13 protein-coding genes are annotated in these 13,380 nt (G+C 55.6%); 6 read left to right on the forward strand and 7 right to left on the reverse strand.

Annotation, left to right across the window (positions count from 1 at the left end; genetic code table 11):
• Together VAE48_RS03675 and rdgB are read right to left on the reverse strand one after the other, a co-directional pair.
• Positions 1–1,952 (reverse strand): DNA polymerase III subunit alpha (locus tag VAE48_RS03675; RefSeq protein WP_322791965.1); only part of this gene is annotated, 1,952 nt, incomplete at its 3' end.
• Positions 1,953–2,403: 451 nt separating this feature from the next.
• Positions 2,404–3,015, reverse strand: coding sequence for an RdgB/HAM1 family non-canonical purine NTP pyrophosphatase (rdgB, locus tag VAE48_RS03680; RefSeq protein ID WP_322791966.1), 612 nt, complete (start codon positions 3,013–3,015; stop codon positions 2,404–2,406).
• Between the two features lie 104 nt (positions 3,016–3,119).
• On the opposite strand from rdgB, the gene VAE48_RS03685 reads away from it, so the two are divergent.
• The 4 genes from VAE48_RS03685 (at position 3,120) to VAE48_RS03700 (ending at position 6,467) form a co-directional block, all read left to right on the forward strand.
• Positions 3,120–3,599, forward strand: coding sequence for a DUF177 domain-containing protein (locus VAE48_RS03685; RefSeq protein ID WP_322791967.1), 480 nt, complete (start codon positions 3,120–3,122; stop codon positions 3,597–3,599).
• A gap of 221 nt (positions 3,600–3,820) precedes the next feature.
• Positions 3,821–5,008, forward strand: a complete 1,188-nt coding sequence (locus VAE48_RS03690; protein WP_322791968.1) for a sigma-70 family RNA polymerase sigma factor — start codon at positions 3,821–3,823, stop codon at positions 5,006–5,008.
• 149 nt (positions 5,009–5,157) lie between these two features.
• Positions 5,158–5,547: a PD-(D/E)XK nuclease superfamily protein gene (locus tag VAE48_RS03695; protein ID WP_322791969.1), complete on the forward strand. Its 390-nt coding sequence runs from the start codon at positions 5,158–5,160 to the stop codon at positions 5,545–5,547.
• 2 nt (positions 5,548–5,549) lie between these two features.
• Positions 5,550–6,467 carry a DNA adenine methylase gene (locus VAE48_RS03700; RefSeq protein WP_322791970.1) on the forward strand — a complete coding sequence of 306 codons (918 nt, stop codon included), beginning with the start codon at positions 5,550–5,552 and terminating at the stop codon, positions 6,465–6,467.
• Here the strand turns inward: VAE48_RS03700 and VAE48_RS03705 are convergent.
• Both VAE48_RS03705 and VAE48_RS03710 read right to left on the reverse strand, forming a co-directional pair.
• A complete protein-coding gene (locus VAE48_RS03705; RefSeq protein ID WP_322791971.1) occupies positions 6,464–6,700 on the reverse strand; it encodes a MoaD/ThiS family protein in 237 nt (78 codons plus the stop codon). The genes VAE48_RS03700 and VAE48_RS03705 overlap by 4 nt on opposite strands.
• Positions 6,693–8,615 carry an aldehyde ferredoxin oxidoreductase family protein gene (locus VAE48_RS03710; protein WP_322791972.1) on the reverse strand — a complete coding sequence of 641 codons (1,923 nt, stop codon included), beginning with the start codon at positions 8,613–8,615 and terminating at the stop codon, positions 6,693–6,695. The genes VAE48_RS03705 and VAE48_RS03710 overlap by 8 nt, the downstream gene beginning before the upstream one ends.
• A gap of 338 nt (positions 8,616–8,953) precedes the next feature.
• Here VAE48_RS03710 and dnaN point away from each other — a divergent pair, with 338 nt between their 5' ends.
• Together dnaN and VAE48_RS03720 are read left to right on the forward strand one after the other, a co-directional pair.
• Complete coding sequence (dnaN, locus tag VAE48_RS03715; RefSeq protein WP_322791973.1) at positions 8,954–10,081, forward strand: DNA polymerase III subunit beta; 1,128 nt, start codon at positions 8,954–8,956, stop codon at positions 10,079–10,081.
• Between the two features lie 461 nt (positions 10,082–10,542).
• Positions 10,543–11,031, forward strand: a complete 489-nt coding sequence (locus VAE48_RS03720) for a CBS domain-containing protein (RefSeq protein ID WP_322791974.1) — start codon at positions 10,543–10,545, stop codon at positions 11,029–11,031.
• A 220-nt stretch (positions 11,032–11,251) separates the two neighbouring features.
• Here the strand turns inward: VAE48_RS03720 and VAE48_RS03725 are convergent, their stop codons facing one another.
• From VAE48_RS03725 to VAE48_RS03735, 3 genes are all read right to left on the reverse strand, one after another.
• The gene (locus VAE48_RS03725; RefSeq protein WP_322791975.1) at positions 11,252–11,902 is read right to left on the reverse strand and encodes a response regulator; all 651 of its coding nucleotides are present in this window, start codon (positions 11,900–11,902) and stop codon (positions 11,252–11,254) included.
• Between the two features lie 41 nt (positions 11,903–11,943).
• Positions 11,944–12,582, reverse strand: coding sequence for an HD domain-containing protein (locus tag VAE48_RS03730; protein WP_322791976.1), 639 nt, complete (start codon positions 12,580–12,582; stop codon positions 11,944–11,946).
• A 13-nt stretch (positions 12,583–12,595) separates the two neighbouring features.
• Positions 12,596–13,380 (reverse strand): amidohydrolase family protein (locus tag VAE48_RS03735; protein WP_322791977.1); only part of this gene is annotated, 785 nt, incomplete at its 5' end.

The raw sequence follows: 13,380 nt of genomic DNA on the forward strand, positions 1-13,380 counted from the left end.
CGGGCAATATAGCGCGGGATGAATTCCAGCGGGCCGGGGCGGTAAAGCGCCACCATGGCAATCACATTGTCCACATTGCGCGGCTTCATTTGAGTCAGGTAACGGGTCATGCCCGTGCCTTCCAGTTGAAAGACGCCGGCGGTATGCCCTTTGCTGAGAAACTCGAAGGTGAAGGGGTCGTCAATCGGGATGTTCTCCAGCGTGTACCTTACGCCGTGACGTTTTTCGATCAGGTCGCAAGCGCGCTGCATGATGGTCAGGGTTGCCAGACCCAAAAAGTCCACCTTGAGCAGCCCCAGCGACTCGACAATGGACATTTCAAACTGGGTAACCGTCTTGATGGGGGATTCTTCCGAGCCGCTGGTCGGGCGGTGCAATGGGATGTACTCAATGATGGGCTTGTCGGTGATGATCACCCCGGCAGCGTGCGTGCCGGCGCTGCGGATGGAACCCTCCATGTGGGCAGCAGTGTCAATCAGGTCTTTCAGGTAGGGGGTGCTCTCGTAGAGCGCTTTCAGTTCCGGCACCTGTTCGAGCGCCTCGGCGATGGTAACCGGCTTGCCGGGAATGTTGGGAATCAACTTGCTGACGCGGTCAACTTCGGTGAGGGGGATGTCCATCACTCTGCCCACATCGCGCACAGCGGCGCGCGCCCCCAGCGTGCCAAAGGTGATGATTTGCGCCACCCGGTCATCCCCGTACTTGCGGGCGCAGTATTCCATCATCTGAGCGCGCTGATCGTCCTGAAAGTCAAGGTCAATATCCGGCATGGAAATACGCCCGGGGTTGAGAAAACGCTCAAAAATCAACCCGTGCGCAATTGGTTCCACATTGGTGATTTCCAGTGTGTAAGCCACAATCGAGCCGGCTGCCGAACCGCGCGCATTGTACCAGATGCCTTTTTCGCGGGCATGGCGGCACAAATCCCACACGATGAGGAAGTAGGCATCGAAACCCATCTGGTGGATGACGGCCAGTTCGTATTCCAGCCGTTCGCGCGCCTGAGCGATGAGCGGAGAAGCACTGTACCGGCGCTGTAAGCCTTCCTCGCACAGGCTGCGCAGGTAGGTTTCCACCGTGCAGCCGGGCGGCACCTCAAAGACCGGCAGATGGTAGCCCTTGCTGGAAAGGTCTACATTGACCCGCTCGGCAATCAGCAAGGTATTGTGCAGCGCTTCCGGCACTTCCTTGAAAATTTCCGCCATTTCCTGCGGCGGGCGCAGGTAGTAGGTGTTATCGGTCATGCGGAAGCGGTTTTTATCGCTGAGCAGTGAGCCGGTTTGAATCGCCAGCAGAATGTCCTGATAGCGGGCGTCTTCCGCTTCAATGTAATGCACATCGTTGGTGGCAACAAAACGCGCCGGATAGCGCGGCGCCAGTTCCTTCAAGGCACGGTTGATCTCTTCCAGTTCGGGAATCTGATGGCGCTGCAGTTCAAAGAAAAAGTTATCCTTGCCAAAGACCTCGTAGTACCAGTCCACCCGTTTGCGGGCTTCCTCAATGCCCTTTTCCAGAATCAATTGGGGAATTTCGGCAGCCATACAGCCAGAGGTGGCAATCAGCCCTTCGGCATGTTTTGCCAGAAATTCGTGGTCAATGCGCGGGTAGTAGTAAAAACCTTCCAGCTGGGCGGCGCTGGCAATTTTCAGCAGGTTTTGGTAGCCGGTTTCATTTTCCGCCAGCAGCAACAGGTGACTGGCGGATTTATCCAGTTTGGGGTCGCGGTCGCGCATTCCGCGCGGGGCAAGGTAGGCCTCCATGCCGATGATCGGCTTTACCCCCGCGGCTTTGGCAGCGTTGAAGAATTCGATCACCCCGTACATGCTGCCGTGATCGGTGATGGCCACCGCCGGCATGTTCATCTGCTTAACGCGCTCAATCAGCTTCTTGATGTGCGAGAAGCCGTCCAGCAGCGAGTATTGCGTGTGAACATGAAGATGAACGAAAGACATGCGGGTTCTCTCGTAGTGAAGGGGTGGGCTGGTGCGAGAAAATTATAGCATGTCCGCCGGGGCTGCATGGCTGAGGTTTACTTAAAACTTGGCGGAGTATTGGATTCGTTAATGTTCCGTGAGTTGGGGATACGCCATTCCAACGACTTTGCGGGCGAGGCACTCTCCGACAGGGCCCCCTACCGCACCTCGAGGGTGGGGGTGATTTTCGCCAGCAGGGGTGAGTGTCGCTGCATTCGGAGGGACATGGCTGGTTTAATGTCCTTTTGAGCGAGCGCAGCAAGCGTGGCAATCTTATGTGTGACCCCCACCCACCTCCCCCAATATCGCTTTCGCGATATTGGGGGAGGCAGGGAGGGGGTGATTCCCATCAGCACGGATGAGTGTGGCTGCGCGCGGTATGACGTAAACCTTGGTTGTCCTGGCCTGTACTCGGAACACCCAAGCGGTTTCACTCCCCCAGCAGTTGGCGCAGGATGGGCAGGGCATTGCGCAGGGCGCGCGCCCGGTGACTGATTCGATTCTTGGTTTCTTCGCTCAGTTCCGCCATGGTTGCGTTCCACTCGGGTATATAAAACAGGGGATCGTAACCAAAGCCGTTGCTGCCGCGTTCTTCGTTGATGATGAAGCCGTCACAGCGCCCCTCGGCAAAATAGAGTTCTCCGGCAGGGGTGGCAATCGCCACCGTGCAGTGGAAGTGCGCCCGCCAGCCGGGTTCGTGGGGAGGATGGGGAATGCCCTTCAACCGCTCCAACAGGTAGGCGCGGCGGTCTGCATCGCTTGCGCCGGCCTGGGGGGCATAGCGTGCCGAGCGGATACCCGGTTCGCCGCCCAAGGCGTCCACCTCCAGCCCGGAGTCATCTGCCAGACTGATCAGCCCGCTGGCGGCGGTAAAACCGTGCGCTTTGAGGGCGGCATTCTCAGCATAGGTGGATGCGCTTTCTTCTACATCGAGGTTAAGACCCAGCCCTGCCGGGGTGACCAGTTCCAGCGGCAAATCCCCCAGGATGGCTTGAATCTCTCTCATTTTGCCGGGGTTATTGGTTGCAATCAATAGTTTCATGGTAATTACTTGGATTTTTATTAAATTAATCTTAATAACTTGACTAGTCCGGTAGGATATGTTATAATGAAGCAACCCGGTATTATACCCTCGATTATTGACCTGTGACCCATCCACGTTACCCTTTGCGGATTAATATTGGCTTTTTATTCAATCAGCCAATCGGGACAAACCGAGATTTTACATTCGACTTCCCGATCGTTTCTTTATCTGCCGATTTTGAGGTCACCCAGTTCAATGGCAGCGCTCACATCAGCCGCACCCCACAGGGGTTGCTGGTGGAGGCAGACTTTACCGGTTTTCTGATTCAGGAATGTGTGCGTTGTCTGGAAGAATTTGCTCAACCCTTGCATACTCATTATACCGAGTTGTTTACGTTCCGTTTCCGCCGCAATGTGGAAACCGAACTGGTCGTTCCCGATGATGGGTACATCAATCTTGCACCGCTCACCCGCGACTATCTTCTGCTGGAACTGCCCATCAAACCTATTTGCCGCCCCGACTGTAAAGGCCTTTGCCCGGTGTGCGGCGTCAACCTGAACGAAACCATTTGCGAACATCATGTACACGTCATACTGGATTAACCACCGTTCAGGTCAGGCATGGATTTGCTGAATTTTGTGAGGTTTGCCTTTCGTACTGTACTTTATTTACCAAGTCGGAAAAAACTGCCCGGGCGGGTGGCGCTGGCAACCCGACCGCCGGCAGCAGGCAGGCTGCGCGTGAACTTCCTCACGACGCAGGGGGAAAACTGTGTCTTGTTGAGACACCTTCATCAGCGGGGTTATGAAGTCAGGAGGATATCGTGAGTAATCCGGGCCGACGCAAAAAAAGTACTGAAAAGATTCGTCTCTTGCTGGAAAAAGCCGATATTCAGGGCTACCTGACCACGGAGGATTTGATTGAGGTTTATCCGGATGTGGGTCAGGATGTGGAACGCTACTACACCATCGTCAGCGTGCTGCGCCGCCGCGGGGTTGAGTTTTACGAACCCGAGGCCGAGCTTTCGCAAACGGATGATGAAATTTCGCTGGATGGCGACAGCGACTACAGCGCCTGCCTTTCCGGCGAGTCCTTTTCCAGCGATGACACCATCGGGCTGTACCTGAAAGAGATGTCGCGCGTGCCGCTGCTGAACGGCGATGAAGAAGTCGAGCTGGCCAAGCGCATCGAGCGCGGCCGCCAGGCCAGGCGCGAACTGGAAAAACTGCACGGGCGCGGCACGGCCGCCCGCCGCCGCGAACTGGAAGCGCTGGTCAATGACGGCCTGCAAGCCCGCGAACACCTCATCAAAGCCAACACCCGCCTGGTCGTCAGCATCGCCAAACGCTACATGGGGCGCGGTGTGCCGTTCCTTGACCTGATTCAGGAAGGCAACCTCGGCTTGATGAAAGCCGTCGAAAAATTCGAGTACAAACGCGGTTTCCGCTTTTCCACCTACGCCACATGGTGGATCCGCCAGACCATCAGCCGTTCGATCGCCGATCAGGGGCGCACCATCCGCGTTCCAGTGCACATGGTGGACCGCATCCGCCAGCTGTACCGCCGCACCCACGAAATGGAACAGAAACTGGGGCGCGCACCCAACAACGAAGAACTGGCCGAGGAATTGGGTGTACCCTCCGAAAAGGTGGAGTGGATGATGCGCGTTTCGTGGCTGCCGCTCTCCCTCGAAAGCCCGATCAACGACGATGATGAAGAATCGGAACTGGGCATGTTCGTCGAGGATCAGGTAACCCCCTCTCCGATTCAGACGGCCTACACCAACATGCTGCGCGAGAAGATTGAAGCGGTGCTGGAAACCCTGCCGCCGCGCGAGGCGCGCATCCTGCGCCTGCGCTACGGGTTGGAAAACGGTCACCAGTACACGCTGGAGGAAGTGGGGCAAAAGTTCGGGCTGACCCGCGAACGCATCCGCCAGATTGAAGGCAAGGCCCTGCGCCGTCTGCGCCACCCGCGCCGCTCGCGGCAACTGAAGGAATATTTGCTGTAAAATTCTAATCGAGATACTTTTTTTGTATAAAATTAACTGTAATTCTCGTTCAAGTACAGTTAATTTTATACAATTTTTGGAGTTTCCCCAATTCGTAACTTTGTGGGAACTTTCATTATCCAACCCTTTTCTATTATGGAGAGATAAAAATGCCCGGTAAAGCAAACGCTCCCAAGAGTGGTAACGAATTGAGAGAGCAAGTCATCAATTTGGCTAATTCACTGGGATTGGAAGCAAAACGAGAAGTAAAGGCTGCAAGAAGGCTTTGGGGAGCAGCACGTTCGATAGATGTTGTTGTTACGGACAAAAACAGCGGAAAGCGGCTTGGAATTGAATGCAAGTATCAAAGCACCCCTGGATCGGCTGAAGAAAAAATATTTGCAACTGTTCAAGATATTGCATTTTGGCCGATTCCCGGTATTGTGGTCATTAGCGGCGAGGGCTTTTCAGAGAATATCAAAGGATACCTAATGTCCACCGGTAAAGTTATTTGGTATACTGAATTAGAAGATTGGTTACGCTTGTATTTCGGATTGTAGCGATGAAAGAATCTTTATTACTACCCAAGCCGTTTCTAAAGTGGGCTGGTGGAAAGACACAACTGGCTGACGACATTCTCCAGCGCATGCCGGTTAGTTTCAATACATACTTCGAACCTTTTGTTGGCAGTGGTGCAATTTTTTTCCGCCTCTATCGCGAAAAAAAGATTCGTCATGCGGTTCTATCGGATATCAATGCAGAGTTAATAGACACCTATAAGGCTATCAGGGATTGTGTTGATGAGGTTATTGAATACTTGTCTTGTTTTCCTCACGAAAAAAGTTTTTATTATGAACTCCGCGCAAAAGACCCGTGGAGTCTAACTTTACCGGAGCGTGCCGCACGGATGATTTATCTCAACAAGACCGGCTATAATGGTTTATACCGTGTCAACCGCCAAGGAAAATTCAATGTGCCTTTTGGCAAATACAAGTCTCCAAAATACTTAGATGAGGAAAACCTGAAAGCCGTTTCTCATGCCTTGCAAAGGGTTGAATTGATTTGCGCTCCCTTTGACATCGTCTTACAAAAATCGAGTCCCGGCGATTGGGTATACTTTGACCCACCATATGTGCCGCTCTCCCAAACCGCCAATTTTACTTCTTACTATTCAAATGGTTTTAACTTGCGGGATCAAGAGAGATTACGCGATGTTTGCATTGAATTGACCAAAAAAAATGTTTATGTAACTCTTTCCAATTCCGATACACCAATCACAACCAATTTATTTTCCTATCCGTTTTTTTCCAGAGATACAGTTTATTCCAATCGAGCCATCAATTGTAATGGTTCGAAGCGCGGGAAAATAACCGAACTAATCATTGCCAATTACCCTATGCAAAGGGAAATTCAGTTAAGACTTCTGGAAAATCACGCGCCATATCTTGTAAACAACTCCGAAGAGTATATCTATTCCTAACCCCCGCTCATTGGCAGCAAAAACACCACCCGATCGCCGTCCTGCAGCACCTGACGGCGGCCGGCTGTCTTGCCGTTGACCACCACCGGCAGCAGGCGCAGCGCCAGCGGCGGTCTTGCCAGCCGCAGCAGGTCGCTCACCCGGCTGCCGGCCGGCAGTTGAACCCAGCCAGCCGAGTCCTGGCCGGGAATTTCAAAAGGCGCCGAAATTTGCACGCGGATGGTTTCAGCCATTTCCTTCTTCCGGCGGTGCGCCGCTTTCGGCATCCCAGCCCATTGCCTGCCAGAAATCGCGGCGCAGAGCGGTCAAGTCGAACTGCCGGCCTTTGAGCGGGCCGCGCCGCAACGGGGGCTGCCCGTAAATCAGCGGCGGGATGTGCCATTCAGCCGGATGCACGCCGTGCTTGAAGTTGAAACGCATGCGCAGCGACTGCACCTCCCGCCCAATTTCGAGATATTCCGAGGAGGTCAGTTTCCAGCCGGTAGCCGCATTCAGGAATTCAAACAGGGAAAGGTTGTCCACCCCCATATGGGCGCCAAAAGTGCAAAAACCGCCGCCGTCAATCACGGCTTTGAGCATGGCGCAGGCCGCCATTTTGAGCGCGTTTTCACGGCTGGGGCGGTACATGTCCGCGGCGGGATACATGGAAGGTACGGGCGGAGCCCACTCCACCCGGCTCCACGGTTTGAGCAGTTCGTAGGTCAGGTGTGAGCCGGTGTTGTGCCGCGCGGGGGTGGCATCCCCGGTATACAGGACGCCGTAGCCGGGATCGGCGCGCGGGTCGTGCATGGGAATTTCCTGCCCGCCAATGTGCATGGCATATTGCTGGCTGCCGCGCCCAATGCGCTCGGCAGCGCGCTGCACGCCGTCCGCCAGCAGATCGCCAAACCCTTCCCGCCGAATCATTTGATCCGCCAGAGTGCGGATGGCTGCAGCATCGCCCCACCTCAGGCGCAGCCCGCCGGTATCCTGCTGGTTGATGAGCCCCGCTTCAAAACACTGCACCGCAAACGCCAGCACCGTCCCGGCACTGATCGAGTCCATACCGGCGCGGTTGAAGCGTTCGTTCAGGTAAAAAATGGTATCCAGGTCGGTATTGCCCAGCAGCGGGCCGAGCGCGGCAACGGTTTCGTATTCCGGGCGGTGAGTTTCCTGGTATTCCCCCGCCATTTCGTTGATCGCTCCGCAGCCCAGCGGACAGGCGTAGCAGTGGTACTTCTTGCGCTCGCTGCGAATCAGCGCATCCGCGCTGATGGCTGCGCTGCGATAGCCCGCCGGTGTGCCGCGCCAGTTGCGCATCGGCGCATCGCCGGTTTTGACCGCCACCTCGTTGCCGGAGGCAGTGCCCCATTTCCGCATTGGCGGCAGGGTCATCAGCCCATCCTTGCGGAAGATGTTGGGGCTTTTCGCCATGAGCATCCCGGCAATCGGCAGCATCCATGAGCGCAGCGGCGGTTCGCTTTTGGGCATCAGCGCGGCAACGGCTTTGCTCAGGCGGCGGATTTCCTCCGGTTGTGCGCTGCGAACGGGTTGGGATCCCGTCAGAACCACCGCCTTGAGGTTCTTGCTGCCCATCACCGCCCCCAAACCGGAACGGGCGGCAATCCGCCCGCGGTCGTTGACGATACCGGCAATCAGCGAGCGTTTTTCGCCGGCGCTGCCGATGCAGGCGGCGCGCGCCTTTTTGCCGTGGCGGGCAACCAAAATTTCCTCACACTCAACCGCATCTTTCCCCCACAGGTCAGCGGCGGGCAGAAACTGCACCGTCTGGCCGTCAATCAGCAGATAGACCGGTTCGCGGGAGATGCCGGAGATGAAAATGCCATCATAACCGCACTGTTTGATTGCCGGGGCAAAGTTGCCGCCGCAGTTGGAATCGCCCCAGCCGCCGGTCAGCGGCGACTTGCCAACCGCCATCCAGCGCCCGGCAAACATGGCGCCTGTGCCGACCAGAATCCCGGCCACGAAGCCAAGCATGTTTTCCGCACCCAGCGGGTCTGCCCCGGCGGGGATGCGTTCCAGCAGCAGGTGTACGCCCAATCCAACACCGGCCAGCCGGCGGCGGTAAAGTTCGTCCGGCAGCGTTTCCTCCTGCCAGCTGCGATCGCTCAGGTTGACCCAAAGGACTTTTCCGCAATAACCGGGCATGTTGCCTCCAACCGGGGTGATATTCTGTGATTGATTATAGAGGATGCCGGGCGGGGGTTTCAAGATGTAGAAATAATTTAACCTCAGTTCGGGATAAATCCTCTTGCTATTCCTTTGAGGATATTTGACCCCCACCTGCGCCTCCCCCAAAATCGCGCCTGCGATTTTGGGGGAGGCGGGAGGGGGTAATTGCTTTACTTGCGGGTTTTGAATTTATCCCGAATTCACGTTAATTTAAATTTCCGCCCGCCGATTGGATATTTCCCACTGTTGCGATTCACGAAGTGAGCGGGATTCTGATATAATTTCTGTATCCCAAATCCTCAGGAGGGTGTTCCATGAAAGCATCCGTCCAGCAGCAGCATCTGGCGCATGGATTGTCCATCGTTTCCAAGGCAGTTTCGCCGCGCAGCACTCTGCCGGTGCTGGCCAATATCCTGATTGCCAGCGATGACGGGCGGCTGCGCCTTTCGGCGACCAATCTCGAATTGGGGATTACCTGCTGGATACCGGCGGTGATCGAAGATGCCGGCGCCATTACCGTCCCCGCCCGCACCTTTCAGGATTTAGTCAACACGCTCAGCGGTGAACGGATTGAGTTGACCCTGGACCCGCGCACCCAGACGCTCAACGTGCGCAGCGGCAGCAGCAACACCGACATCAAAGGTATTGATGCGCAGGAATTTCCACCCATCCCCGTGCCGGACCTTTCCGAGGGGGTCAGTCTGAACGTCAATGACTTCAAAGAGATGATTCAGCAGGTGGTGTTTGCCGCTTCCACCGATGAAGCCCGCCCGGTGCTGCAAGGCGTGCTGCTCAACATCAAAGAGGATCAAATTACCATGGCAGCCACCGATGGTTTCCGCATCTCGGTGCGCAAAGGCCTGCTCAGCAACCCCGTCCGCCAGGAAGTTTCGGTCATCATTCCCGCCCGCGCGCTGACCGAACTGGCGCGCATCGCCACCGATGGTGAGCAGATGCTGACCATGAACGTCCCGCCCGGCCGCGGACAGGTTATTTTCCATGTCAAGGACGCCGAGCTGGTTTCTCAGCTGATTGACGGCAACTTCCCCGATTATCGCGCCATTATTCCGCGCTCGTTCAAAACGCACACCGTGCTTTCAACGCCGGCCTTTCTCAAAGCCTGTAAGCAGGCCGAGATCATTGCCCGTGAGGGGAACAATGTGGTGCGTTTGAACATCCTGCCGGGCAGTGATGCGCCGGGTGTGGTCGAAGTTTCTGCCCAATCGGAAGAAACCGGCGCCAGCCAGATTCAGGTGGATGCCAATATCGAGGGCAACCCGCTGCTGATCGCCTTCAATGTCAAGTTCCTGCGCGAAGTGCTGGATGTGATCAAAACTCCCTCGGTGGCGCTGGAAACCAACCAGAACAACACCCCGGCAACCATCAAACCGATTGGTGATGATGATTTTGTGCATGTGATCATGCCGATGCACCTGGGTTGATGAATTTCCGCAAATGACAGAATTGCGCTTACCGCACGCGGCAGGCGCAGTTTTTTTAACCGGCGGGGGCGCGGGTTGTACCATGGCTTTATCAAAGTCGAAAACGCTCAAACAGCAGCCGGCCGGCGCTGAGCGATGTCTATTCGGAATAATCCACGGATTCGTCCAATCGAGCGATTTTGCCCTCTCCTGCGCCTCCCCCAATATCGCCAAAGCGAAATTAGGGGAGGTCGGTGGGGGTTGTTTCGCCACAATTCGAGTTTCGATGCAAAGGTTTAGGATTATCAAGGAACTTTGAGAAAGCCATAGGGGTTGTAACCTGTTGCGGTTTGACGAAAAACTATCAAATTCTATCTATTTTCTATGAAAACTTGTAAACAGAATTGAATGCGGGGAATGGATGGTATAAAATAAGATTTGGAGAGCAATCACCGCTTTTTGACATTGAAAAAGGAGGCAGCATGAACACCGTCCGACATATTCTTCAAATTAAAGGCACGGATATCTGGACGATTGCGCCGGAGGAAACCGTCTTTGAAGCCCTGCGCACGATGGCGAAAAAGGATGTGGGTGCGTTGATCGTCATGGAAAACGATCGCATGGTCGGCATCATCAGCGAGCGGGATTATGCCCGCAAGGTCATTTTGCAGGGGCGTTCTTCGCGCGATACCAAAGTGCGCGAAATTATGACCAGCAATGTTCACACCGTTCATCCGGATCAAACCGTAGAAGAGTGCATGGACTTGATGACCCGCTACCGGGTGCGTCACCTGCCGGTGATTGAAAACGACCGCCTGATCGGCGTGATTTCGATTGGCGATGTGCTCTACAATATCATCCAGCGCCAGCGTCAGTTGATCAGCAAACTGGAAGACAAGGTGATGGGCAAAGAGGAAGAACCCAGCGAGCCGGCGGTGCCGCGTTTTCCGAACGTGGGTAGAAAAGAGTAAAACCGAATTCTCTCAAAAAATCATTTCACGACAAGTGCAGGCTGCTCGGTCGTTCTCCCTCACGAACGTCCGTTTGGGTTAAATCCTTTTCGCATCCATTTCCGTATTTTCGGCCCCCTCCTGCGCCTCCCTCAACATCACCTCAGCGATGTTGGGTGAGGTGGGAGGGAGTTCATTTTGCTACGGTCCTGGTTTTGCGCTTATCCCAAAGCCGGGTAATTTACTTTTTGGAGGGCGGCTGACGGCCTTTAAACTCTTCCAGCGTTTTCAGCAGCTGATCCAGCTCTGTCTGAATTTCATCGCGGTCGGCAATTGCCTGCGCCAGCAGCGCCTCAAAGGCCGGCTTTTGGGCTGGCGGCAGGGTGCTGAGCAGGCGTTCGGTACGGCTGATTTGAGTCTGCTTGTGGCGCAGTTTGCTTTCCAGTCGCTCGCGGTAGCCTTCATAAAAATCTTCGTCGTCCATCGGGCTATGCAACGTGCCGGTGGCCATCTGGCGGGTAAGCACTTCTGCCACGGTCAGCAAAAAGTCCTCGGGGTCCAGCGGTTTTTCAATGAAGTGCGCCGCCCCCAAACTGTAAGCAAAGGCTTTGTCTTCCGGCGTCAGGTAGGTAGCCGAGATAAAAATAAAAGGAATACGGCGGGTAGCCGGGTCTTTGCGCAGGGCATGCGCCAGACTGTAGCCATCCATTTTCGGCATGAGGATATCGGTGATAATCAGCGCCGGTTTTTCCTGAGCAATCCGCTCCAGCGCTTCCTGCCCGTTGCGGGCGGTAACCACCGGATAGCCTTTGAAGCGCAGGGTGGTCTCGATCAATTCCAGCACATTGGCGTTATCTTCAACTACCAGAATCGGTCCGCTGGGAATGTTCATTGCTTTTTATCCTGAAAATTTTTATCCTTTCTGGAAGTATATCAGGAATTGCCGTTGATTTCACTTATCAGTCTGGTAAAGTAGTCCTGCAAATAAGCGTGGCGGGCAGCCGCAATCTGCCGCGCAGTGGCGGTATACAAGCGGTCTTTGACATGCCGCAATTTGAATAAAAATTCGTGATAGGCGCTGTGCGGTTCGCCGGGTTCTTTCTCGCCGGTTGCCAGAAAACGGGCGGAAGGCGGCGCGTAAGCCGGTTGACCGCTCTGCAGGGCATAGCCCAGCACCCGCACGATCCCGATTGCCCCCAACACATCCAGTTTATCGGCATCGAACAGAATTTTGGCTTCCAGCGTGGCGGGCGGCTCGCTTTGATCGCGGTAACGATGGGCGCGGATGCAATGCTGAACGGCGGCAATCCGTTCTTCCTTCCAGCCTTCACGGCGCAAAATTTCAGCGGCAATGTCCGCCGATTGATGATGGTGCCCGGCGCGGTTATTTTCGCCGGGATGGCTGCCTTCAATATCGTGCAGCAGCGCGGCGGCGCGCACAATCTCCCAGTCGGCGCCTTCGGCCTGTGCCAGCCGTTCGGCCATGCGGTACACCCGCTCGATGTGATCAAAGCCATGCACCGGATCATTGAGCGGATACCACTGGCGGGCGGTTTGCAAATCAAGGGTCATTGGGTTGCTCCGTTTAGTAAATCAACTCACCGCGCTTGAAAAGGTGCGCCGCCAGATTACCCCCAAAACGATAACCCAGATGGCGGTAATCGCTGACGGACAGCACCAGCAGGTCGGCCTGTTTTCCGGCTTCCAGCGAGCCAATCCGCTCGGCCTGACCGATGGCCGCCGCGGCATTGATGGTCGCAGCCGCAATCGCCTGCGCCGGGGTCAGGCGCAGGTAGCGGCAGGCCAGGGCAATCACAAACTGCATGCTCTCACACCACGCCGTACCGGGGTTCAGGTCGGTAGCCAGCGCCAGCATACCGCCCGCCTCCAGAATCTGCCGGGCGGGGGTGTAGTGCGGGTCGGCCAGCCCAAAGGGTGTACAGGGCAGCGAAACGGCCACCGTGCCGCTGGCAGCCAGCGCGGCAATATCCTGCGGCGAGGTCTTGACCAGATGATCAGCCGAAACTGCCCCCAATTCGGCAGCCAGCACTGCCCCGCCCAGATTGTCGAACTCATCGGCGTGAATTTTGAGCGGAAAACCCAAATCGCGCGCGGTTTGCAAAATACGGCGGGATTGCTCTACGTTGAAAGCCATCGTATCACAGAATACATCCACAAACGGCAAGGGGCGGCCGGGCGCGTTCGACTGCCACCACTCGCGCACCTCAGGCAGCATTCGGCTGCACAGCAAATCCACATACTCCTCCGGGTTGTCCTGAAATTCCGGGGGAATATCGTGCGCACCCAAATAGGTGGGGAAAATGTCCATTTCCTCCTCAGCATCCAGTTCCAGCAGCGCCTGTAGCAGAT

It is taken from the genome of Bellilinea sp., assembly GCF_034432615.1.
In the GTDB taxonomy this organism is placed as follows: Bacteria; Chloroflexota; Anaerolineae; order Anaerolineales; family Anaerolineaceae; genus Bellilinea.